Genomic DNA, 22,152 nt, shown 5'->3' with positions numbered 1-22,152 from the left:
GACAAACGCGCATTGTATCGCACGGCTAACCCTCTGAATATCGCGATTCTAGGGGCGAACCGGCCTGACAAAGTGCGCAAGAATGCTACCAATTGCAAGGAAAACACCGGCACGCGGAGTGCCGGTAGCGGCGAATCGCCTCAGACGGGAGGCGGCCGTTTCGTCAGGCGAGGTAGTCGGCAAAGACCAGTTCGAACGCTGTCTTCCAGTCGGGGCGGGACAGGCCGAAGGTGTGATCGAATCGCGTGCCGTCGAGCACGGAATAACGAGGACGGGGAGCGGGGGCAGCGAACTGCTCGGTGGTAATGGGTTCGATCGAACGGGTCCGCACGGCATCACCGCGAGCCGCCCGCATGGCATCGACGATGCGCTCGGCAAACGCGTGCCAGGTCGTTTCGCCGCTCGCCGTCAGGTGGTACATGCCGCCGGGGAAAGCACCGTCGCGTCGGCGCAACAGTGCCTCGCGAAGCGCGTGAGCCGTCAGGTCGGCAATGGTGCGCGCGGCGGTAGGCGTGCCACGCTGATCGGCAACCACGCGCAGCGCGTCGCGCTCCAGCGACGCGCCCGCAATCGTGCGCATGAAGTTACGGCCGCGCACGCCATAGACCCATGAGGTGCGGAACACCATCCAGTCACCGCCCACTTCGGCAATCGCCTGCTCCCCCGCAAGCTTGCTCCTGCCGTACGCACTCTGCGGAGAGGGAACGGCGTCTTCGACATAGGGCGCCGTCGCCGTACCGTCGAACACGTAGTCGGTCGAATAATGCAGTAGTACTGCCTGATGGCGTCGCGCTGCCTCAGCGAGTGCGCCGACAGCAGTACCGTTCACGGTCGTAGCCAGTCCCTCTTCCGTTTCCGCCCGATCGACCGCCGTATAAGCAGTCGCGTTGACGATCACGTCAGGGGACACCTGATCGACCGCACCGCTAATGGTCTCGGGGCGGCTCATATCCAGCCGCTCACGGTCGAATGCCACGACCTCGCCGAGCGGGAGCAAGGCACGTCGCAACTCCCAGCCCACCTGTCCATTCTTGCCGACGAGCAAGATCTTCATGCGTACACCTCCGCTTCAACGAGCCGCTTGCCTGCGGCGTCCTTCGCGGCCAGCAGCGGCTCGCCTTCGAGCGGCCACGCCACGCCTACGTCCGCATCGTTCCACAGCAGACACCGCTCATGCTCGGGGAACCAGTAGTCGGTCGTCTTGTACAGGAACTCCGCGGACTCGGACAGCACGACGAACCCATGCGCGAAGCCGCCCGGAATCCAGAGTTGCCGCTTGTTGTCGGCGCTCAGCCGAACGCCGGCCCACTTGCCGAAGTTCGGCGAGTTCTTGCGGATATCCACCGCAACGTCGAAGACTTCCCCCGCAATCACGCGCACGAGCTTGCCCTGCGGTCGCTCGACCTGGTAGTGCAGGCCGCGCAAAACGTTCTTCGCCGACCTCGAATGGTTGTCCTGCACGAAGCTGGTTTCTTCGCCCACGGCTTCGGCAAACTCCTGCGCATTGAAGCTTTCGAAGAAAAAGCCGCGCGCGTCCGCGAAGACCTTCGGTTCGATAATTTTCACCTCAGGCAGCGTGGTAGGCGTAACGGTTATTTTCATGCGATGGGTTCCGAAAGTAGCTTGAGCAGGTAGGCGCCGTAACCATTCTTCGCAAGCGGTGCAGCAAGGCGCTCCACTTGCGCGGCGTCGATCCAGCGGTTTCTGAAGGCGATCTCTTCGGGGCACGCCACCATCAAGCCCTGCCGTTTCTGGAGTGTGGCAATGAACGTGGCTGCTTCGATCAGCGAATCGTGTGTTCCCGTGTCGAGCCAGGCGTAACCGCGTCCCATGATTTCGACGTGCAGCCTGGCTGCTTCGAGGTATCGGGAGTTGACGTCGGTGATTTCAAGCTCGCCGCGCGCGGACGGTTTGATGTCCGCTGCGATATCGCACACGTCGTTGTCGTAGAAGTACAGCCCCGTGACCGCATAGTTGGAGCGCGGGCGCGAAGGTTTCTCTTCGATGGAGCACGCACGAAACTGATCGTCGAACTCCACGACGCCGTAGCGCTCCGGGTCGGTCACATGGTAGGCAAAGACCGTTGCACCCACGTCCCGCGTGTTCGCCGCGTCGAGTTGCCGCGCCAGATCGTGGCCGTAAAAAATGTTGTCGCCCAGAATCAACGCCGAGGGGTCGCCGCCCACGAAATCGCGTCCGATGATGAACGCCTGCGCGAGCCCATCGGGCGACGGCTGCACGGCATATTGAAGATTCATTCCCCACTGGCTGCCGTCGCCCAGCATCGACTGGAAGCGAGGCGTGTCCGCCGGCGTCGAGATGACCAGCACGTCGCGAATGCCGGCCAGCATGAGCGTGGAGAGCGGGTAGTAGACCATCGGCTTGTCGTACACCGGCAGCAACTGCTTCGACACCGCGTGCGTGATGGGGTAGAGCCGCGTGCCGGAACCGCCGGCCAGGATAATGCCCTTACGTGACATGACCGCCCCCTCAGCTTTGCGGCGCGTAGTGCTGTTCGATCCAGTGACGATAGCTGCCGCTCGTCACGCCCTGCACCCACGCGGCATGATCGAGGTACCACTGAACGGTCTTCCTCAATCCGGTCTCGAACGTTTCCGCCGGCCGCCAGCCGAGTTCCCGTTCGATCTTCGTGGCATCGATGGCGTAGCGCTGGTCATGGCCGGGTCGGTCCTTGACGAACTCGATCTGCGATTCGTATCGGGCGCCTTCGCCCGCCGGCCGCAACTCGTCGAGCAAACCGCAGATCGTGCGCACGACCTCGATGTTCTTCTTCTCGTTCCATCCGCCGATGTTGTACGTCTCGCCCGGCGTTCCCCGTGCAAGCACGGTACGGATGGCTGCGCAATGGTCGCCGACATAAAGCCAGTCGCGCACGTTGGAGCCGTCGCCATAAACCGGCAGGCGTTTGCCCGCCAGCGCGTTGATGATAGTGAGCGGAATGAGCTTTTCGGGAAACTGGTAAGGACCGTAGTTGTTGGAACAGTTGGTGGTGAGCGTCGGCAGGCCGTAGGTATGGTGGTAGGCCCGCACGAAATGGTCGGAGGCCGCCTTGCTCGCCGAGTACGGGCTATTGGGCGCGTATGCAGTGACTTCGCTGAACGCCGCATCGGCAGGAGCGAGGGAGCCGAATACTTCGTCCGTGGACACGTGCAGAAAACGGAACGAATCCCTTTCGCCGTCGCTGAGGGTGCCCCAGTAGGCACGTGCCGCTTCGAGCAGCGTGAACGTTCCCACCACGTTGGTCTGAACGAATTCGCCCGGGCCGTGAATGGAGCGGTCCACATGGCTTTCGGCAGCGAAGTGAACGACGGCGCGTGGCTTGTACGTCGAAAAGAGCGCATCCATTGCCGCACGGTCGCAGATGTCTTCGCGCACGAACACGTGCCGTTCATCCGACGACAGCGGCGCAAGCGTTTCGGCGTTGCCCGCGTAGGTCAGTTTGTCGACGTTCACGACCGGCTCGTTGCCATCGCGCAGCCAGTCGAGCACGAAATTGGCGCCAATGAAGCCCGCGCCGCCTGTCACCAGAATCATTCCATTTCCTCTGAATCGATACTGCCTCGCCTGTCCGACGGTACAGGGCGGCAGCGAAACCACGGTACTGCGCTGGAGAAGCTATTATGTCACGCTGCCGGCCCGCTCCAGCGCTCGCTCAGACTGCATTCTGCGTGCCTTTTCGGACCGTATTTGTGCGTTTCCGCTCAATTCCCCTGGCCAATGACTTCTCACCTCACCCCGCCGCCCAGCCCCATCGCCTTCGGTGATCTGCAAGGCTGCCGCAGCCAGTTCCGGCAATTGCTCGAGAAGGTTGCCCCTTCGCCCGACACGCCCCTCTGGTTCGCCGGCGACATCATCAACCGCGGCCGCGAATCGCTTGCCACGCTGCGTGACGTCATCGAACTGGGCGATCGCGCGACTACCGTGCTCGGCAATCACGATCTGCATCTGCTGTCGGTATCGGCGGGCATCCGCAACATCAAGAAGGGCGACACGATCGCTGAAATTCTCGCCGCGCCGGACGCGGCGGACCTGCTTCACTGGATACGCCATCGCCCCATCGCCCATTTCGAGAACGGCACGTTGCTCGTTCATGCGGGCGTGCTGCCGCAATGGGACGTCGCCCTGACACTGGAACTGGCCGACGACCTGCAGCGCGCGCTGCGCGCTCCAGACTGGAAGGAAACGCTCGCCGGCCTTTACGGCAACAAGCCGAGCCGGTGGTCGTCCGACCTGAAAGGGATAGACCGCCTGCGCATCACCTGCGCCGCGCTGACCCGTCTACGCTTTTGCACGGCGGACGGCGCGATGGATTTCACCTCGAGTGGTCCGCTCGATGCCGCGCCGCCCGGATGCCTGCCCTGGTTCGACGTTCCCGGCCGCAAGACGGCCAACACGACCGTCGTCTTCGGTCATTGGGCCGCCCTGGGCCTCACCATGCGGGACAATCTGATCGGCCTCGACACCGGGTGCGTCTGGGGCAACCAGTTGTCCGCGGTACGTCTCACGAACGAACCCGGCGCAAGGACGGTCGTGCAGGTGGAATGCTCGGGGTGCCGCGCCGAGTTCGAGTGACCGCGCGCCGGCCCCACTCCAGCCACCCCACCCTTACGCCGGGCCGACCATCCACTTGATCGTTTCGGCGAAGTCGATGGGCTTCACGTCGGGCACGAGGCTGCGCAACCGGGCCGCGGACCCGACGAGCACCTTCACCTCGTTCGCCCTCACGAACGCCGGATTGACGCGCACCTCGAGATCGTGACCCGAGGCTTCGCGCACCATGTCGATAACCTCGTGCAACGTACGCGCGTGTTCGCTACAGACGTTGACCGTCTGCCCGCACGCCGCCTCGGATTCGAGCAGCGCACGGTAAGTCGCGGCCACCACGCGCACATCGGAGAAGTCACGCGCCACGTCGAGATTGCCCAGTTCGATGAAGGGCTTGCGCTGCACGAAGTGCGAGACGATCTTCGGCACGAGGAAGCGGCTTTCCTGCCCGCGGCCCGTGTAGTTGAAGGGCCGGGTCATGACGATCGGCAACCGGTCGAACCACGTGCGCACGAGATGCTCCATCGCCAGCTTGCTTGCAGCGTAGTGGTTCACGGGCGCCGGCATCACGTTCTCATCGACCACGCCCGCCGCGTTTCCGTACACGTTCGCGCTGCTTGCCACCAGAATCTTTTGGGGCTGCACGCCCACGTCGACACAGGCCTGCAAGAGATTCAGCGTGCCCAGCACGTTGACGCGATACATGTCGAGCGCGTCGTCGTGTGCAACAAAGCTGATCGCCGCCAGATGCACGATGTGCGTGGGGCGCACTTCGCCGATCACGCGGCGGCACGCCTCCAGCGACGTGATGTCGAGCACATGCTCGTTCGCCTCGGCGGTATGCGTGTGGCCGACCGCGCCAACCACCTCATACCCGGCACGCTGCAACTCGTCGCGAACATACGCGCCGGTGAAGCCGCGAGCCCCGGTGATCAGTACGCGCCTGCCCGTTTGCTCAGAAGGAAAGCCCAATTTCTCTACTCCCAGATACCTGTTCATCAGTTGCAGCACGCGGCGCGATTGGCCCGCGCCGCCTCATCCCGCGGCCAGCGTATCGCTACCCGGCCCGCTCTCGTGCGCAGCCTGCCCGGAGTCGCGCGCCTCGGTCGCTTGCTCCCGCTCCGTCGCTCCCCTTGCCCCGCCCTGCAATGCCTCCAGCGCCCGCTTCACGGAAGCCTCGGCTTCCGCCGCAAGCGCACGCCGGTCCGCGCCCGGCGCGAGCGCCTCGCCGATATAGACGTGCGCCGTGAGCGGACCCGCGCGCAGCAATGCATCGAGCGACTGGCCAAGCGATACGTCGTCAATGTAAGCAGGCGCCACGGACTGCCGTCCGTTCGCCTCCTCATACATCAGACAGACGGGCTGCACCGGCCGTGACGCCGACACCGGCGCCTGGAACAGGTTCGAGTGAAACGGCAGCACGCCGCGGCCGTCCGACGTCGTGCCTTCGGGAAATACGCACATGCGCGCGCCGCTGTCGAGCCGCGACGCCAGCTCGTGCATGATGCGCTTCGCGTCGCTGCGCTTCTCGCGGTGGATGAACACCGTGTCGAGCTTGTGCGCGAGCCACCCCACCACCGGCCAGTTGCGGATCTCCGCCTTGGACACGAACGGCGTAGGCCGCCAGGCGTTGATCACGTAGATGTCGATCCACGACACGTGGTTGCTCACCACCAGCACGCCTTCGTCGAGCCGCGCGACGTCGTTGTGCACGACGAGCCGCACGCCGGCGAGGCGCAGCAGCTTGAGCGACCAGGCGCGCGTCAGCTGCGTGCGCGTTTCGGCCGAGGCGCGCGAAAAGCGTGTCGCGACGGTCCACATGCCGTGCAGGAGGTGAAGCACAATCCTGATCTTGCGAAACGCGATCTTCATGTTCAGTGCCGTCGAATCGATTCTGCTGGGTCAGCGTTGCTGCTCGAACGCCACGTGCCCCGAGACGATCGTCGCGCGCACGCGCGCCGGCAGCTCGTAGCCGAGGAACGGCGAGTTGTGTCCCTGGCTCTTGAGCGTGCGCGGGTCCACGCGCCAGTGCGTGTCGGGATCGAATACGCACACGTCGGCCACGTCGCCCACGGCGATACGTCCGGCCGGCAGTTTCAGCACGTCCGCGGCGCCAGCCGTGATGCGATCGAGCGCCTTCGCGAGCGGCACGCCGGCCTCGCTCGCCCACTTCACGGTGAGCGAGAGCAACAGTTCGAGGCCTGTCGAGCCGGGCGTGGCTTCGGCGAACGGCAGCAGCTTCTCGTCGTCGTCCACGGGCGTGTGGTCGGAACAGATCGCGTCGATGGTGCCGTCGATCAGCCCCGCGCGAATCGCGTCGCGATCGCGCTGCTGGCGCAGCGGCGGGTCGAGCCGGAATTGCGAATCGAAGTAGCCGATGTCCATGTCGATCAGATGCACGTGATTGATCGTGACGTCGCAGGTCACGGGCAACCCTTCGGCCTTGGCCGCGCGCATCAGGCTCACGCCCGCCGCCGACGAGATATGCGCCAGATGCACGCGCGCGCCCGTCACGCGCACGAGTTCGAAAATGGTGTGCAGCGCGATGGTCTCGGCGGACACCGGCACGCCCGAGAGACCGAGCCGCGACGCCACCGCGCCGCTGGCCGCCACGCCACCCTTCGCGAGATACGCGTCGAGCGGACGCAGCCACGCGGTGTAGCCGTACGTACTCGCGTACTGCAGCGCGCGCAACATGACCTGCGTATCGACGATAGGCTGGTCGGCCTGCGAGAACGCCACGCAGCCGGACTCGGTGAGTTCCACCATCTCGGTGATCACCTGCCCCTTGAGGCCCACCGTGAGCGCACCCAGCGGATACACGTGCGCCTGGTTGAGGTTGCGCGCGCGGAACTTGAGCATCTCCACGAGGCCCGGTTCGTCGAGCACCGGGTCGGTGTCGGGCGGACACACGAGGCTCGTCACGCCGCCTGCGAGCGCGGCGGCCATTTCCGATTCGAGCGTGGCCTTGTGCTCGTAGCCGGGCTCGCGCAGACGCGCCGAGAGATCGACGAGACCCGGGGCCACCACGAGGCCGCGTGCGTCGATGGTCTTCGCCGCGTGGAAGTCGGCGGGCGCGTTGCCGAGCGCGACGACCTTGCCCGCCGCGATGAATACGTCCTGCTGCTGTTCGGTGCCGGCTGCCGGATCGATGACCGTGCCGCCCTGAATATGAATCTTCATGCGCTGCCTTTGTTATGCGTGCCCTGGCTGTATCGTGGCGGTGTCGCCTCGAAATGCGTGTGTGGAATTCAGTCGTTGTTGCCCGCGACGATGCCCATCACCGCCATGCGCACGGCGATGCCGAACGTCACCTGGTTGAGGATCACCGACTGCGGGCCGTCGGCCACCTGCGAATCGATTTCCACGCCGCGGTTCATCGGGCCGGGGTGCATGACGATGGCGTCGGGCCGCGCCAGCGCAAGGCGCTCCGGCGTGAGGCCCCAGCTCTTGAAGTACTCCTGCGCGGAAGGCAGCAGCGCCCCGCTCATGCGCTCGTTCTGCAGCCGCAGCATGATGATGACGTCGACGTCCTTCAGCCCCTCGTCGAGGTTGTGGAACACGCGCACGCCCATCTGCTCCAGATTGCCCGGCAACAGCGTGCGCGGACCGATGGCGCGCACTTCCGGCACGCCGAGCGTGGTGAGCGCGTGGATGTCCGAGCGTGCCACGCGCGAGTGCAGGATGTCGCCCACGATCGCCACGCGCAGCTGCGTGAAGTCGCGCTTGTAGTGGCGAATCGTGTACATGTCGAGCAGGCCCTGAGTGGGGTGCGCGTGCCGGCCGTCGCCGGCGTTGATCACGTGCACGTGCGGCGCGCAGTGCTCGGCGATCAGGTACGGCGCACCGCTCGACGCGTGGCGCACCACGAACATGTCCGCGTGCATCGCGGAAAGGTTGTTGATGGTGTCGAGCAGCGACTCGCCCTTGCTCGTGGACGACGCGTTGATGTTGAGGTTGATGACGTCTGCCGAGAGACGCTTGGCCGCGATCTCGAACGTGGTGCGCGTGCGCGTGGAGTTCTCGAAGAACAGGTTGAACACGGACTTGCCGCGCAACAGCGGCACCTTCTTGACCTCGCGGTCGGTCACGCTCACGAACTGCGCGGCCGTGTCGAGAATGTGCGTGACAATGGCGCGCGGCAGCCCTTCGATGGTCAGCAGATGCTTGAGTTCGCCGTTCTTCGTGAGTTGCGGGTTGCCCTTCAGGAAGCCGTAGCGGAATCGGTCGCCGGCAGCGTCCGTGCCGCTGTGGTCCGCAGGATTTCCGGGTGCCGCGGTGGAGGTGTTCATGGATGATGTGCCTGATTCAAACGGGTATTTCGAGATGCCTGCCCGCGCGGCGCGCAAACGTACACGCTGGGCGGCGTCAGATCGCCCGGTTCATGATGTGCGTCACGCGGAGCATCATGAAGCGCGCGAACGCCGACGGCGGCATGCGCATGTTGCCTTCAAGCCTGCCGCGGTTCGGTGTGGAACGTGAAGCGGCCGTCGTCGCCATGTGCGAGCACGAGCGTGGCGTCGGCGGGCACGTCCACCACACCGCCCACGAAACGTGCGGCCACGGGCAGCTCGCGGCCACCGCGATCGGCCAGCACGGCGAGTTCGATGGCCGCAGGCCGGCCGTAGTCGTACAACTCATTGATGGCGGCGCGCACGGTGCGGCCGGTGTACAGCACGTCGTCGACGAGCACGATGCGGCGATCATCCACTTCGAACGGCAGCGACGTGGGGCTCGCCTGCGTGTGCAGTCCCTTCTTGGCGTAGTCGTCGCGATGCAGTGCCACGTTCACGACGCCCCATTCGGCCACGCCGAGGTCGCGCGCGAGGCGCTCGGCAAGCCACGCGCCGCCGCTGTAGATGCCGGCCAGCACGGCGCCGTCGGCACGGCCCAGTTGATCGCCATACGCGGCACGAATCTGTTCGAGGACGCTGCGGTAGAGCGCCTCGGCGTCAATGGAACTCATAGCGGATGATCGGAAAGTTCGTCCAGATACTGCTGGAGAATGATGGAGGCCGCTTCGGCATCGAGCTGCCCGGTGTCGCCGCCGCGCTCGCGAATCTGCGCTTCGGCGTCTACCGACGTATATCGCTCGTCCACCCACACGACAGGCAGATTGAAGCGTCCGTTGAGCTGATTGCCGAAGCGCTTCGCCTGCTGTGTCATGGCGTGCGGCGTGCCGTCCGGATGCGAGGGCAAACCAACCACGAGGACGTCCGGCTTCCACTCGGCGATCAGCTTGCCGATGGCCTCGAAGCGGTAATCGCGGTTGCGGTTGGGAACCACCGTGAGCGGCCTGGCACTGCGCGTAAGCGAGTTGCCGAGCGCGACGCCGATGCGCTTCTCGCCGTAGTCGAACGCCAGCAGCGTTGCCTCACGGCCGCTCGCCACGCTCATGCGTGACCCGCCTCGCCCGAAAGCATCGTCGAAGAAATGCCGAGCAGCGCGAGTGCTGCTTCGAAGCGCTCTTCGGCGGGCACATCGAAGACGATCTTCGGATCCGCCTCGACCGTGAGCCAGCCGTTCTTCGAGATTTCCTCTTCGAGCTGGCCGGCGCCCCAGCCTGCATGACCCAGCGTGAGCAGAAAACGCTCGGGACCTTTGCCGTTTGCGACCGCCTCGAGCACGTCTTTGGACGTGGTCATCTCCAGCCCGCCGCCCGGCACCAGCATGGTCGACGTGTAGCTCTTGCCCTCCAGCGGCTCGTGCAGCACGAAGCCACGCTCGGTCTGCACGGGGCCGCCGAAGTAGACGGGCACATGCAGCAGCGGCTCGATCTCGAGCTTGAGATCGATGCGCGAGAAGAGCGCTTGCAGGTCGATGTCGGTGGGACGATTGATGACGAGGCCGAGCGCACCGCGCTCGCTGTGATCGCAAAGGTAGACCACCGTTCCTGAAAACGTGGGATCGGCCATGTTGGGCATGGCAATCAGGAACTGGTTGGTCAGATTGATGCGATCGTTACTCTTGGACATGGTTCGAATTTTAGCAAAGACGATGCGGGATGGCGGCAGCCGGGCCGCAGTCTGCGGCCTTGCGCGGCCTCACGCGATGGCTGGGGCCGCGATACTTTCCGCTGCCTGCACGATCCTTTTCTACGGAATATCTAACGCTCACTGTATCACGCGCGTGTGCTTTCAATGTGCAAGGCGCAGCCCTTCGCGAGGCTTGTGCCGCGCAGGGCTGCAAAGGCCGTTTCAGCGTCTGCTTTCGCCGCGTGTGCCCGTCGCATGCGTGCTGGATGCTTGCCGCATGGCCGATGCGCGCATTCCATGCGTTCAGCCGCCGCCCTGCTCGATCGCACGGGCGAGAGCAGCGAGCGCACTGCTGCTGTCCGGCGGCGCGACGCCTGCAGCGGTCTTGAGCAGCATCGCACGCAAGGCTTCGCAGCCTTGTTCGAGGGCGCGGACGTCCGGCGCTTCGACCACCACATGCGAGCGCACCGCCGGCGTGGCCACGCCCGCATACGCCGTGCGCCGCCAGGCGAGACCTAGCGCATCGGCCATGAGCGCGACGTGACCGAGCCCGAGCGCACAGGCCGCCGCGCCGACGCGGTACGCCGCATCGCCCGCCTGGAGTGCCGCGCCGGGATCGGCCTTCTCCGGACGGCTTGCGGTGCGGGCGTACTCGTTGAGCGCCGTCATCGACGCATCGGCCGTCTGCAGAAAATCTTCATACGCCTGGCCACTGATGGTGAGCACCCCCAGTTCCCTGTTGTCGTCGCGCGGTGCCGCCACGCTACCCGCCTGCTGGGACGCCCCTTCTTCCCACAGCGCTTCGGACGCCTGGGTTGCCGCCACGTGCCAGTCCACCGTGAGGCCATAGTCGTGCAGCAGTTCGACGTGGTCGGCGTCCTCAGCTGCAGCGCCGAAGAGCGCGTAGTCGCGCCACAGCAGCGCGAGCGTGGACCTTACCAGCGAGCGCGGGGCAAGCTGCACGCCGCGCGCCTGGTCGGCCAGCGCAAGGTTGCAGCGCGCATAGAAACGTCGTGCGTCCGCTTCACCCGTCGCGTGGCGGCTCGCACGCAAGGCCCGCCCGCACGCCGAGGCGAGACGCCAGAAGTCGTAGGGATCGGGGCCGGCGAGTTCGGCGAGGCACGCGTCCATCTCGTTGAACGCCGCATCCGCCCACGCGGCCGCGGCACGGCTGCCCGCCGTCTGCGTCTTTAACGCGGGCAGCAGCGCAGCCTCGTAACGGGCCCGCATGTGGGCAATGCGTTGCGCCGGCTGCGGCCGCATCGTCGCGGGCGGCACGGGCCGGGCAACAAGCGCGTAGTCCTCGAACGAGATGGTGAAACCGGGCGTATGCGGCGCGAGCACCTGGCACATCGCATGCAGACGACCGTAGAGCGCCGGCGAACACGACAGTTCACGCAGGTTGTGCCGCGCGAGCGCCGCACGAAAATCACCGAGCGCAGCCGACGCGACGCGGTGCGCGCCGCCTTCGTCGAGATTCGCGGCATCAGAGTTCGCAGCCAGCGCCAGAGGCGAAACGAGCAGCAGCGTGTCGACGAAGCGGTGAGCCGACAGCCAGCCCGCTTCGCGCAAGGCATGCGCCGCGCGCAAGAGCGGCCCGGCGCAATCGCCTCCCGCCTCCAGGGCGCGCTGCGCGTCGGCAAGCGCCGTTTCAGCGGCACGCACCGCGCCACCGCGCGGATTGGGCAAGGCGTCGAAGGTGGCGGGAAGGGTCGGCTGGAAGGTCATGAGAGGGTGGCGGGAACGCGCGCGGATACGAATTCGTACGCAGTGCAGCGAAACGATGGCGTGCGCCTGCCTCTACACGCAAGCGCACGCAGACGCGCCCCTGCCCGTGGCCGGCACGTCGCAGATCGGGCATGCGTGGCCCGGTACGGATCGGCTCGCGCAGGTACGATGACGAACTCCCTTTGCGATGCGGCAAACGCGTTGCGTGCCGGTGCCCAGGCCCACGAGTCACGCCGACGGCGCGCGCGATATCGGGCCGCAGGCGTGGCCCGGATCAGATCTGAACCATCTCGAAGTCTTCCTTGCGCGCGCCGCACTCGGGACAGGTCCAATTGATCGGGACATCCTCCCAGCGCGTGCCCGGTGCAATACCTTCTTCTGGCAATCCGGCTTCTTCGTCGTAGATCCAGCCGCAGATCAGGCACATCCAGCTTCTATATTCCATTCTTATGCCGCGTCGAAAAGTCCAAAAATAACCGGAAAAACGGGAGCCATGATGGTACCTTTTTTCACCGTGCCGGGCGAGACCGGCGCGGTTGTCCGCAAGCGCGGGTGGCACCGATCATTCGTGCAACGAGGCAAAAACCCAGCCGCAATGCGGCCGCAGGACGCATAATTGAGCCATTCGCAAGCCCCGCCCGCATGGCGTGCGAACCTTGCGCCCTCCCAATCATTTCCCTCCTACGTTCATGTCCAGCGACACCCCTCCGATCGTCCTCACCTTCGGCCTTTCCGATCCCACTGGCGGCTCCGGCGTCCAGGCGGACCTGATGACACTCGCCAGCATGGGTTGCCACGGCGTCACGGTGTTGACCGGCTACACGGTGCGCGACTCGGCCAGTTGTGACGAGGTGACCGGGCTCGATCCGGACACGGTCGCAACCCAGGCGAGGATGCTGCTCGAAGACATGCCGATCGCCGCATTCAAGGTGGGCGCGGCGGCTCGTGCCGAAGTGGTGAGCGCGATCGCGGAAGTGGTTGCCGACTACGACGACGTTCCGCTCATCCTCGCGCCTGACTTCACGCTCGACGACGAACACGTGCTGGCCGCCGACGAACTGCGCGAGGCCATTGCCGACCTGCTTGCGCCGCAGACCACGCTGCTGATCGCGGACAGCGCCACGCTGCTCGCGCTCGCACAGCCGGACGGCGACGCAGAGGCACCGAGTCTCGACGCGGCGATCTCGCATCTGCTCTCGCAAGGCTGCGAGTACATTCTCTCGATGGAAACGGGCTCGCACCGGCTCGTCAATACGCTCTTCAGCGAAGACGGGCAGTTGCGCCAGGACACCTGGGACCGCGGTCCGCAGCGCATCATGGGGCTCACGGACACGTTGGGCGCGGCCGTCGCCGCGCTGCTTGCGAACGGCCAGGAACCGCCCGAAGCCGTGCGCGAGGCTCAGGAGTATCTCTATCAGAGCACGCGCAGTGCGTTCCGGCCGGGGATGGGTGCGTATCTGCCCGATCGCTTCTTCTGGGCGCGCAGCAACGACGACGAAGAAACGCCCAAGGCCGGCGACGCGGCCGGCTCGGGCTCGTCAGGCGAAGCCAGGCATCATCATTGAGAGCGGTTTTGCGGCGTTCGGAGCGGTTTTGAGCGAGTGCTGACTGACTGCTGCAGTCGCAGTCGGCGCTTTCGCGCCGCAGGAGAAAATCAGGCGTTGCACGCGGCCCGTTTTGCTTCGCGGCGACCCCGCACACCCTTACCCAGCCGAAGAACGATTGTGGCGACGGCGCCTTCGACACGGCACGCCGATGTGTCGATCACGAGTTCCGGCTCGACCGGCGGCTCGTAAGGCGACGACACCCCGGTGAACTGCTGGATCCGGCCCTCGCGCGCCTGAGCGTACATCCCCTTCGGGTCTCGTTCGGCGCAAAGCTGTGGCGGTGCGGAGATGAACGTTTCGATGAAACCGTCACCGACGATGGAGCGCGCCAGCGCGCGCTGCTGGGCGAATGGCGAAATCGTGGCCACGATCACGACGTAGCCTTCCCGCTGGAAGAGCTTCGCGAGATGCGCGATGCGGCGAATGTTTTCGATGCGATCGGCTTCCGAAAAGCCGAGGTCCGAGCAGATGCCTGCGCGCAGTGTATCGCCGTCGAGCACGATAGCCTTCGCGTTGAGGTTCTGCAGCGTCTCGAACAACGCCTGTGCAATCGTCGTCTTCCCGGCGCCTGGCAGACCTGTCATCCAGACGACCGGCCGGGGTGCGGCTGCTGTCAAGCCATCATCGTTCGTGTTCACGGCAGACCCTACGGTTGTATTACATCCGTACTTTAACGTTTGCGCAGACGTTTTCCGTCGCCGCTCCAAAAATATGACCATTACAGAATATTTCTCAAACGGATACGCTGGCAGGCGTCAGAAACGACGAAACCCGCCGAAGCGGGTTTCGTCTTGAGACCGCGGGGAGCCGAGGCTCCCCGGCACTTCCATGTAATGCGGGCTTGCGCCGTTATTACATGTCCATGCCCATGCCGCCCATGCCGCCGGGCATGCCGCCACCGGCCATCGGAGCGTCTTCCTTCGGCAGTTCGGCAACCGCTGCGTCCGTCGTCAGCAGGAGGCCGGCAACCGATGCGGCGTTCTGCAGCGCGGTGCGCGTCACCTTGGTCGGATCGACCACGCCGGCTTCAACCAGGTCGCCGTACTCGCCGGTCGCTGCGTTGTAGCCGTAGTTGCCCTGGCCTTGCGCCACGGCTGCCACCACCACGCTCGCTTCTTCGCCGCCGTTCGTGACGATCTGACGCAGCGGCTCTTCCATGGCGCGCAGCACGATCTTGATGCCCGCTTCCTGGTCGGGGTTCACACCCTTCAGGGCGGTGATCGCAGCACGTGCACGGATCAGCGCAACGCCGCCGCCGGGGACGATGCCTTCTTCAACGGCAGCGCGGGTTGCGTGCAGCGCGTCTTCCACACGTGCCTTCTTTTCCTTCATTTCGACTTCGGTCGCGGCACCCACCTTAATCACGGCCACGCCGCCAGCCAGCTTCGCGACGCGCTCTTGCAGCTTCTCGCGGTCGTAGTCCGAGGTGGCTTCCTCGATCTGCGTGCGGATCTGCTTGACGCGCGCTTCGATGTTGCGGGCTTCGCCAGCGCCGTCGATGATCGTCGTGTTTTCCTTGCCCACTTCGATGCGCTTTGCCTGACCCAGCTCGGCCAGCGTTGCCTTCTCGAGCGACAGACCCGTTTCTTCCGCGATCACCTGACCGCCGGTCAGGATCGCGATGTCTTCCAGCATCGCCTTGCGACGGTCGCCGAAGCCCGGAGCCTTGACAGCCACCGTCTTCAGGATGCCGCGGATGTTGTTGACCACGAGCGTTGCGAGCGCTTCGCCTTCGATGTCTTCAGCGATGATCAGCAGCGGACGGCCAGCCTTGGCAACCTGTTCCAGCACCGGCAGCAGGTCACGGATGTTCGAGACCTTCTTGTCGTGCAGCAGCACGAACGGGCTTTCCAGGACGGCGACCTGCTTGTCCGGGTTGTTGATGAAGTACGGCGACAGGTAGCCGCGGTCGAACTGCATACCTTCCACGACTTCCAGCTCGTCGGCGAGCGACTTGCCGTCTTCCACCGTGATCACGCCTTCCTTGCCGACCTTGTCCATGGCTTCCGCGATGCGGTCGCCGATCGACGTGTCGCTGTTAGCCGAGATCGCGCCGACCTGAGCGATTTCCTTGCTGGTCGTGCAGGGCTTGCTGATCTTGCGCAGCTCTTCGACAGCTGCCGCGACGGCCTTGTCGATGCCGCGCTTCAGGTCCATCGGGTTCATGCCCGATGCGACGTACTTCATGCCTTCGCGAACGATGGACTGAGCCAGCACGGTAGCGGTCGTCGTACCGTCACCTGCGTTGTCGCTGGTCTTGGAAGCCACTTCCTTGACCATCTGGGCGCCCATGTTCTGCAGCTTGTCCTTCAGCTCGATTTCCTTCGCGACCGACACACCGTCCTTGGTGACCGTCGGGCCGCCGAAGCTGCGCTCGAGCACCACGTTGCGGCCCTTCGGACCCAGCGTGACCTTCACTGCATTGGCGAGAATGTTCACGCCTTCGACCATCTTCGAACGGGCGGAATCGCCGAACACGACGTCTTTAGCTGCCATCTTGTAACTCCTTGAATCTCTTTGGTGAATATGGACCGTGCAGGCTTACTTGTTGACCACGGCCATGATGTCTTCTTCGCGCATCACGAGCAGTTCCTGGCCGTCCACCTTGACGGTCTGGCCAGCGTACTTGCCGAACAGGACGCGATCGCCGACCTTCACGTCGAGAGCGATCTGGGCGCCCTTGTCATCGCGCTTGCCCGGGCCGATCGCCAGAATCTCGCCTTGATCCGGCTTTTCAGCAGCTGCTTCGGGAATCACGATACCCGAGGCGGTCTTGGTTTCCTGATCCAGACGCTTGACGATCACGCGATCATGCAAAGGACGAAGGTTCATACAAACTCCTCTCTTCGAGACTTGAAGGACACTCAAGAAACCCGGCCTGGCAGAGCCAGGCCGGAGATGTTGTTAGCACTCTCGTGCGGTGAGTGCTAATTATATGGACGGGTGGTGACAAATTCAAGAACGGGGGACGGGTGTGGCGTCGAGATGCACTCAATTTGGAACTTCGTTCACTTAAGCTGGAACTGGTCATCGCCGCACGCCGTGCGCAGAACGTCGAATTTCCCATTTAAAACATACCCTTAAGTCGACTCGCGCGCGTCTCATGCGGCCGCCGTTTCAAGAAGATGCGCTTCGCTCTTCCAAAGCACTGAATCGATCTGCGCTGCGTGCAAGCTGGACACCCCCGGGAAATCCCCAATCTCTCCGCCAGAAAAATTCGGAAGTGTCCGGCGGCAGACCAAGACGTTCTAAAAATGACGTCCGGAAGGCTGGAAGCGGTCGCCAGCGGGCCCAATTCCAAATTCGATCGGCGCCCGTGACGACGCAGAAACGTCCGAGCGTCGCGCCGAGCGCGCCTCCTCACGCCGTCGTTGACGACAAGATCACGACGCGTTGCTCCCTGGAACCCTGTTCCCCACCATCGAGAGTAACGCGACCTTATTTAAGGATAATCACGGCTATCCGCCCGGCTTAGAGGGCCCGCGATTTCTCGCGCGACGCATGCATCATGCTTGGGCGGCCAGGAACTTACGACCTTGACTAACAGGGCGTTTACTTTCGAGAAATCGGTAGGTCGCCTGCGAGGTGGCTCATGCCTCTTGCGTGCCCTGCACGGCTGAAATGAGCGTCGCGTTCTGCCGCATCCACGGCGATCGTCGCGCTCTGTCGGCGAGCGCCAGCCGGCCATTTCCTGCCGCTCGTCAAGGCCCTTACGTGAACATTGAGCCGTCGGCTCCGCCCCCGTAATCGGCCGTCCGGCGGGGATAAAGGCCCCGCTTCGTCTTCCGACCAGTAGCCGGGATGCACGGCCCCTATTGAGCTAATGACCGGAGCAGTGTCAGTAGAACGCCGGGACAACCGCCTTTCTGGCAATAGACGTCAAACCTCGACGCAATGCCGGAGGAACGGGCGACCGGTTCGTCGAGAGCGGCGAAAGCGACGAGAAGGGTGTGCTGGGTCAGCGCATCCTGCGTCAGACGTTGCGCAAGCTCGTATCCATCCATGACCGGCATGTTGACATCCAGCACGGCGATCTCGGGCCTCCACGTCGCAGCCATCTGTAGCGCGGTTGCTCCATCAGCAGCGAAATGCGCGTACATATCCCGCCGTCGCGAGCGACGCCGCTGTCGCCTCGCCGCCCGCACGCTCATCGTCCACGACGAGAAGCCGGCGTTGGCGAGGCGCAGGATTGGCGGGCAATCTGCGCAGGCTCCATCGCGCAGAAGTCACGAACGTAGGCATATGCGGGAATCAGATATGGGCAAGCGTGTGTCCTGGAGCGACACAGCCGCGTCGTTCAGGAGAACGCATCAACCGTGACGCGCAATAGGCAGCAACGCGCGCGCCTATAGGGGGCGTCGAAGCCGATGACCGGGAGGAACACGTGACCACTGTCGTCTGCAACGAAGGAAACCCGACCCCGAGAAAGCGCTCCCCAAGCTGTTTACCCTCCCCTCACAAGGGCGAATTAGCCTGACCGGAGCCGGAGCACTGCGGGCATTGACCCTGGTCTTCACATCTGCCGCTGCATTATCACGGCACATCACGCAACGATAGCCGTTGCGTCAGCAGAACGTGAAACCAGCTTCACCATTGCATATGCCGCGGGATTGCCTTCGCTGCCCCTTGAGGGTGATGCTTCGGCGTAGGACGGAACGAGGAATTGCTCCAGCAAGATGCAAGGCGACCTGCGGGTGGAAGCGAGTTCAGATTTGACCGCGGTCGGTACCCGGCGGGCGCATCGGCGGTCGGTCAGTCCTTTTATGAGGGTTGAATCGCGATGGCGCCGAGGCAAGCGGGGAATGGCCGTACTGTAGTTCGCAACTGGCCTGACGTGGCCGGACCGTTCAGGCGGCGTCCCAGATCGGCCGGTCGGACGCGCGACCGTCAATCAACATTTCGGCGTAGACGAGGGACGCACGCCTTGCGTCGCCGGTATTCACGAAAGGACGCTTGCCGGGCACGCGGAACAGCCTGCTCCGGGCAATGGCCAGTCCGGAATCAGGTTCGCTGATACGGATCGACGCATCGAATCCTTCGTCGTAGTTGTGGCCAAATCCTGCCTGGGTCGCGCGGTGGGGATACACGAGCAGGGAAATATCGAGACCTCGATAATGGCGAATGGTGCTCATTAGATCACTCCTTTTTTGGCCGCATCACGCAGCCGGTTTTTGATCGTTGTGTGGGGCTGGCCGGGGTACGCCCGAAGCGCCCGACGAACCATATCAACGAGTCGAAATCGCCCATGCGGACATTCCCGCCGGGAAGGGTGCCACTCGGCTAGACAATGGTTCGGGTGGCTTTGCGCCGGAAGTGAACGTCACGCCTCCATCGGGGGGCGCTGCGCCGGCCAGCATTCGATGTGCCGTTGTTAGATCGCTCTATCCGAACCACCTGAAATCAAAAGCGCATTGCTGACCGTTTACGTTGTGTTCAGCACATCGTCGGGACGACGTCCGTTGCTCGTCCAATGAGGTCAATATCCGTCATCGGTTTCATCGCGCGGCAAGCAAGCCTGGTTGCCGTGAAGTTCTCATGGAGTCCGCCACATACAGTGGTGGAGAGGGGAGGTCGATGATCCTCATCGGGCCATCAGAAAGAAGATGGATGACAGCGTGGGCGAAGATCCGCTTTGCGGACTTCATGATTCACCATACGCGCACCGGTACCACGGGTCAATTCAATTCTGAAAACATCTGCACCGTCCTGCGCTCCCTGTTTCAGGGTATAGTGGGCTTTCCCCTGTGGAGTGACTGACATGTCGACACACCCGATTCTTCTCTACAAGGGGTACGAACTTCATCCTCTCGTATTCCCCCGCACGTTCAATCGTTTTGACGGACATTCCCGTTTCGCCGAAGGGTATGACATCGCAGTTCGGATATGTCGTCCGGCCGCGATCGCAGGTTCTGCGGCGAGCCGCGTTTTCCGGCTGGACCAGTCACAAGCATTCTCCGATTTTGGTGTGGCAAGGCGTGCCGCCCGGCAGCAGGGAAAGGACATCATCGACGGGAAGGTGAACGGAGCCTCGGTCGTCGACATGTGATGGCAGTGCCGGCGTGCGGAAGCCGGCGATGGGCTCTCCCTTGATCGCCTGTTTGACTGTCGTTTTCTTCATAAGAGGCGCCCCGTGTCGGAGAGCGTCGCTTCGCATCTTTCCCGTGGAGAGCGGTGGTCCGCACAGCGAAGCGGTGAACCGAGCGCATGGGCTCTACAGACCGGTATCGGCCTTGCAAATTGACCTCGATGTGATTCCGCATTACCTCGTGCTTCGTACGGGCTGCCAACCGTATGTGCTGAACGCTGAGCGCCGTGTTTTGCGCCGCGAAGCAAGCCGTCTCCTGCATGCGTTCGCAAGAACTCGCGGCGCCCTCACTTCGATTGCGAACGACGAATGGAACGACTTTTTCGGCTCGGAATCCATCTCGCCCGCCGAGCGGGCCGAAGTGCGAGCGTACGCACTTGTTTGTGGCGCCGAAAGCGAACACCAGCTCAGATTGCTGGCTGACCTCTGACCCCCAACGGAGCGCCTGATGTATCGGATGATCGCGTACCGTGGATTTGAGATTCATGTTGAACTGAGTCAGTCCTCAGTGGATCTTTACGACGTCACGTTTCAGATCAAGGGTGGAGAAAACCTTCGCGTCGTAGGTAGGAGCGGAGACAAGATTTCGCTACACAACGGCCCCTATACACGCCGCTGGGCGTATCTCATCGCTGAAGCCGCCGGGCGAGCTGCAATTGACGTGCTTCTTGGAGTGGCCATCGTGGACGGAGATCCCATTGACTGACGGGAGCGTGGGTGCCCACCGTTGCACGGAGATGTTGCCAATTGCAGCTTCGTCAGACGCCGAAATGACACGAGGCGGCCGCATTGCCCCATCTGCAACCCGGTGTGAACACCGTATGTTCGCATTCCTCAATGGCCGTTGAGTTTGTTAATGCCGGAGGTCCATCGAAGTGGAACTAAACGGCCAAAGCGGGTTGGCCCATTCCATTTGCACGAGCGTCGCACTGTAGGCGATCGTCATGCCCGGTGTCGGGCAACAGTCGGCCAGGAAGCGAGCGCAGCCCGGCCATTCCGGTGTGCGCTGTGCCCTCTGGGAGCGGCCAGTCAATCCGCTGATTTGAGCCGAATCTGGGTGGGCGCTGTGCAGTCCCTTTGTTCGATTCCATTGCCGCACGCCCGGAGTCACCATCGGGTTGTGCCAGGCCGCCCCCGCGGCCAGACGGGGCACTCTCAGGTGCCGGGCACAACTAGGTTGCATCGCTTCGTCCGCAGAGCAACCGCCGGGGTGAAACAGTTACAAGATAAGTATTGACGCTGATCCGTCCGGCGCGTACTCTGCCGTTCGAAGTTCAAGAAGTTCGATTGCTGTTCATCAATTGCTCGCTCCTCAGCGGTATTCGTTGTCCTCTCTCTCCTTGAAGCTTCACGCGCTCTTTATAGGGCAAATCTTCGTATTTTTCTTCAAGGATTCCTCATGGATACCGGTACCGTTAAGTGGTTCAACGACAGCAAAGGCTTTGGCTTCATCACCCCGGACAAAGGTGGCGACGACCTGTTCGCGCACTTCTCCGAAATCAGGGGCGACGGCTTCAAGACGCTGGCTGAAAATCAGAAGGTGAGCTTCGAAACGAAGCAAGGCCCGAAGGGGCTGCAAGCGGCTAACATCAAGCCGATGTAAAGTTGAAGGCCCGGCCTCCCGCGACGGATGCCGGGTTGCAGCAGCACCCTCGGAGCTTCATCGCCCTCAGTTGGCGCCATCGCTCCTGTCTGCCATCTGTCTATTGCACAGTTCGCCAGACGCCCTACGCCCCTCGTTGCACCGCAATCTTTCCTCAGGCTTCAAAGCCACTTTTCGTTTTTCGATTGCATCTGAATTCGGCTCGAATGGCTTCGAACCGGCGCACCCGTGCACTGTTCGCACGGTACGTGCGCACTCCAGTATTACTAGAACTAAAATGCAGAGAAAACAGATTCACCAATACAATGGTTATGCCGTTCAACCTTCGGCGCATCGTTTGCCTGACGGTAGCTTTTCATCCAACGTGCTGCTCGAGCGCATCGATAGTGCTCGGGCTGAAGGCCGCTACTGGTTTTATTCGCTCGATTACTTCAGGAGCGAAGAGCTGGCGTTGCGGCACTCAAATCACTGGGCACGCAACTGGGTCGACACGCGCGGTTAAAGTCGACGCCTCGGCCCGAAACATGCAATGCGCCTGAGGCGCCCGGGCGGGCGTAAGCATGAACGGAGAGAGGCATTTCGTTATCG

At 63.4% G+C, this 22,152-nt stretch carries 25 protein-coding genes; 7 read left to right on the top strand and 18 right to left on the bottom strand.

Features of this window, described 5'->3' with window-relative positions; translation table 11 throughout:
* Nucleotides 1-163: 163 nt before the first annotated feature.
* Genes rfbD through rfbB form a run of 4 tightly spaced genes read right to left on the bottom strand, consistent with a single transcriptional unit; the run spans nt 164 to nt 3,555 of the window.
* Entirely contained in the window at nt 164-1,054 is an 891-nt protein-coding gene (gene rfbD, locus P2869_RS03295) for a dTDP-4-dehydrorhamnose reductase (protein ID WP_277597448.1), read from the bottom strand.
* On the bottom strand, nt 1,051-1,602 hold the full coding sequence (gene rfbC, locus P2869_RS03290) for a dTDP-4-dehydrorhamnose 3,5-epimerase (RefSeq protein ID WP_026121090.1): 552 nt from the start codon (nt 1,600-1,602) through the stop codon (nt 1,051-1,053). Before rfbC ends, rfbD begins: the two co-directional genes overlap by 4 nt.
* Nucleotides 1,599-2,480 carry a glucose-1-phosphate thymidylyltransferase RfbA gene (gene rfbA, locus P2869_RS03285; protein ID WP_126877733.1) on the bottom strand — a complete coding sequence of 294 codons (882 nt, stop codon included), beginning with the start codon at nt 2,478-2,480 and terminating at the stop codon, nt 1,599-1,601. The genes rfbC and rfbA overlap by 4 nt, the downstream gene beginning before the upstream one ends.
* A 10-nt stretch (nt 2,481-2,490) precedes the next feature.
* Complete coding sequence (gene rfbB / locus P2869_RS03280; protein WP_277597447.1) at nt 2,491-3,555, bottom strand: dTDP-glucose 4,6-dehydratase; 1,065 nt, start codon at nt 3,553-3,555, stop codon at nt 2,491-2,493.
* 183 nt (nt 3,556-3,738) lie between these two features.
* Between rfbB and P2869_RS03275 the strand changes: the two genes are divergently transcribed.
* Nucleotides 3,739-4,593 carry a symmetrical bis(5'-nucleosyl)-tetraphosphatase gene (locus P2869_RS03275; protein WP_199543204.1) on the top strand — a complete coding sequence of 285 codons (855 nt, stop codon included), beginning with the start codon at nt 3,739-3,741 and terminating at the stop codon, nt 4,591-4,593.
* Nucleotides 4,594-4,626: 33 nt separating this feature from the next.
* Here P2869_RS03275 and P2869_RS03270 read toward each other — a convergent pair whose 3' ends face one another.
* The 9 genes from P2869_RS03270 to P2869_RS03230 all read right to left on the bottom strand — a co-directional run bounded on the left by P2869_RS03270 (nt 4,627) and on the right by P2869_RS03230 (nt 12,714).
* Nucleotides 4,627-5,538, bottom strand: a complete 912-nt coding sequence (locus P2869_RS03270; protein ID WP_233411743.1) for an NAD-dependent epimerase/dehydratase family protein — start codon at nt 5,536-5,538, stop codon at nt 4,627-4,629.
* A gap of 63 nt (nt 5,539-5,601) precedes the next feature.
* Nucleotides 5,602-6,438 carry a lysophospholipid acyltransferase family protein gene (locus tag P2869_RS03265; protein WP_277597446.1) on the bottom strand — a complete coding sequence of 279 codons (837 nt, stop codon included), beginning with the start codon at nt 6,436-6,438 and terminating at the stop codon, nt 5,602-5,604.
* Between the two features lie 30 nt (nt 6,439-6,468).
* Complete coding sequence (locus P2869_RS03260; protein WP_017773031.1) at nt 6,469-7,749, bottom strand: dihydroorotase; 1,281 nt, start codon at nt 7,747-7,749, stop codon at nt 6,469-6,471.
* Nucleotides 7,750-7,817: 68 nt separating this feature from the next.
* Complete coding sequence (locus P2869_RS03255; protein WP_017773030.1) at nt 7,818-8,858, bottom strand: aspartate carbamoyltransferase catalytic subunit; 1,041 nt, start codon at nt 8,856-8,858, stop codon at nt 7,818-7,820.
* Nucleotides 8,859-9,016: 158 nt separating this feature from the next.
* A complete protein-coding gene (gene pyrR / locus P2869_RS03250; protein ID WP_017773029.1) occupies nt 9,017-9,532 on the bottom strand; it encodes a bifunctional pyr operon transcriptional regulator/uracil phosphoribosyltransferase PyrR in 516 nt (171 codons plus the stop codon).
* The gene (ruvX, locus tag P2869_RS03245; protein WP_126877727.1) at nt 9,529-9,963 is read right to left on the bottom strand and encodes a Holliday junction resolvase RuvX; all 435 of its coding nucleotides are present in this window, start codon (nt 9,961-9,963) and stop codon (nt 9,529-9,531) included. The genes pyrR and ruvX overlap by 4 nt, the downstream gene beginning before the upstream one ends.
* Nucleotides 9,960-10,541: a YqgE/AlgH family protein gene (locus P2869_RS03240; protein ID WP_114809034.1), complete on the bottom strand. Its 582-nt coding sequence runs from the start codon at nt 10,539-10,541 to the stop codon at nt 9,960-9,962. The genes ruvX and P2869_RS03240 overlap by 4 nt, the downstream gene beginning before the upstream one ends.
* Nucleotides 10,542-10,844: 303 nt before the next feature.
* Nucleotides 10,845-12,269, bottom strand: coding sequence for a hypothetical protein (locus P2869_RS03235; protein WP_277597445.1), 1,425 nt, complete (start codon nt 12,267-12,269; stop codon nt 10,845-10,847).
* A gap of 274 nt (nt 12,270-12,543) precedes the next feature.
* Nucleotides 12,544-12,714, bottom strand: a complete 171-nt coding sequence (locus tag P2869_RS03230) for a rubredoxin (protein ID WP_025527884.1) — start codon at nt 12,712-12,714, stop codon at nt 12,544-12,546.
* Nucleotides 12,715-12,958: 244 nt separating this feature from the next.
* On the opposite strand from P2869_RS03230, the gene P2869_RS03225 reads away from it, so the two are divergent.
* Nucleotides 12,959-13,834 carry a hydroxymethylpyrimidine/phosphomethylpyrimidine kinase gene (locus P2869_RS03225; protein WP_017773024.1) on the top strand — a complete coding sequence of 292 codons (876 nt, stop codon included), beginning with the start codon at nt 12,959-12,961 and terminating at the stop codon, nt 13,832-13,834.
* Nucleotides 13,835-13,923: 89 nt separating this feature from the next.
* On the opposite strand, the gene cysC is transcribed toward P2869_RS03225, so the two are convergent.
* The 5 genes from cysC to P2869_RS03200 form a co-directional block, all read right to left on the bottom strand.
* Nucleotides 13,924-14,460 carry an adenylyl-sulfate kinase gene (gene cysC, locus P2869_RS03220; protein WP_017773023.1) on the bottom strand — a complete coding sequence of 179 codons (537 nt, stop codon included), beginning with the start codon at nt 14,458-14,460 and terminating at the stop codon, nt 13,924-13,926.
* Nucleotides 14,461-14,728: 268 nt separating this feature from the next.
* A complete protein-coding gene (gene groL / locus P2869_RS03215) occupies nt 14,729-16,372 on the bottom strand; it encodes a chaperonin GroEL (RefSeq protein ID WP_017773022.1) in 1,644 nt (547 codons plus the stop codon).
* 45 nt (nt 16,373-16,417) lie between these two features.
* On the bottom strand, nt 16,418-16,708 hold the full coding sequence (gene groES, locus P2869_RS03210; RefSeq protein ID WP_017773021.1) for a co-chaperone GroES: 291 nt from the start codon (nt 16,706-16,708) through the stop codon (nt 16,418-16,420).
* 980 nt (nt 16,709-17,688) lie between these two features.
* Complete coding sequence (locus tag P2869_RS03205) at nt 17,689-17,976, bottom strand: response regulator (RefSeq protein ID WP_277597444.1); 288 nt, start codon at nt 17,974-17,976, stop codon at nt 17,689-17,691.
* A gap of 747 nt (nt 17,977-18,723) precedes the next feature.
* Nucleotides 18,724-19,008 (bottom strand): hypothetical protein, encoded by a 285-nt coding sequence (locus P2869_RS03200; RefSeq protein WP_017773019.1) that lies wholly within the window; start codon nt 19,006-19,008, stop codon nt 18,724-18,726.
* Between the two features lie 626 nt (nt 19,009-19,634).
* Here P2869_RS03200 and P2869_RS03195 point away from each other — a divergent pair.
* The 5 genes from P2869_RS03195 (at nt 19,635) to P2869_RS03175 (ending at nt 22,066) form a co-directional block, all read left to right on the top strand.
* Nucleotides 19,635-19,922: a hypothetical protein gene (locus P2869_RS03195; protein ID WP_017773017.1), complete on the top strand. Its 288-nt coding sequence runs from the start codon at nt 19,635-19,637 to the stop codon at nt 19,920-19,922.
* Between the two features lie 184 nt (nt 19,923-20,106).
* Nucleotides 20,107-20,391 (top strand): hypothetical protein, encoded by a 285-nt coding sequence (locus P2869_RS03190; protein WP_017773016.1) that lies wholly within the window; start codon nt 20,107-20,109, stop codon nt 20,389-20,391.
* An 18-nt stretch (nt 20,392-20,409) separates the two neighbouring features.
* Nucleotides 20,410-20,667, top strand: a complete 258-nt coding sequence (locus P2869_RS03185; RefSeq protein WP_017773015.1) for a hypothetical protein — start codon at nt 20,410-20,412, stop codon at nt 20,665-20,667.
* Nucleotides 20,668-21,360: 693 nt separating this feature from the next.
* On the top strand, nt 21,361-21,564 hold the full coding sequence (locus P2869_RS03180) for a cold-shock protein (protein ID WP_017773014.1): 204 nt from the start codon (nt 21,361-21,363) through the stop codon (nt 21,562-21,564).
* Between the two features lie 277 nt (nt 21,565-21,841).
* The gene (locus P2869_RS03175; protein ID WP_126876890.1) at nt 21,842-22,066 is read left to right on the top strand and encodes a hypothetical protein; all 225 of its coding nucleotides are present in this window, start codon (nt 21,842-21,844) and stop codon (nt 22,064-22,066) included.
* Nucleotides 22,067-22,152: the final 86 nt, after the last annotated feature.

The sequence above is a fragment of the Paraburkholderia sp. SUR17 genome (assembly GCF_029536165.1).
Taxonomy (GTDB): Bacteria; Pseudomonadota; Gammaproteobacteria; order Burkholderiales; family Burkholderiaceae; genus Paraburkholderia; species Paraburkholderia kururiensis.
This window is presented reverse-complemented; position numbering and strand designations above follow the sequence as displayed.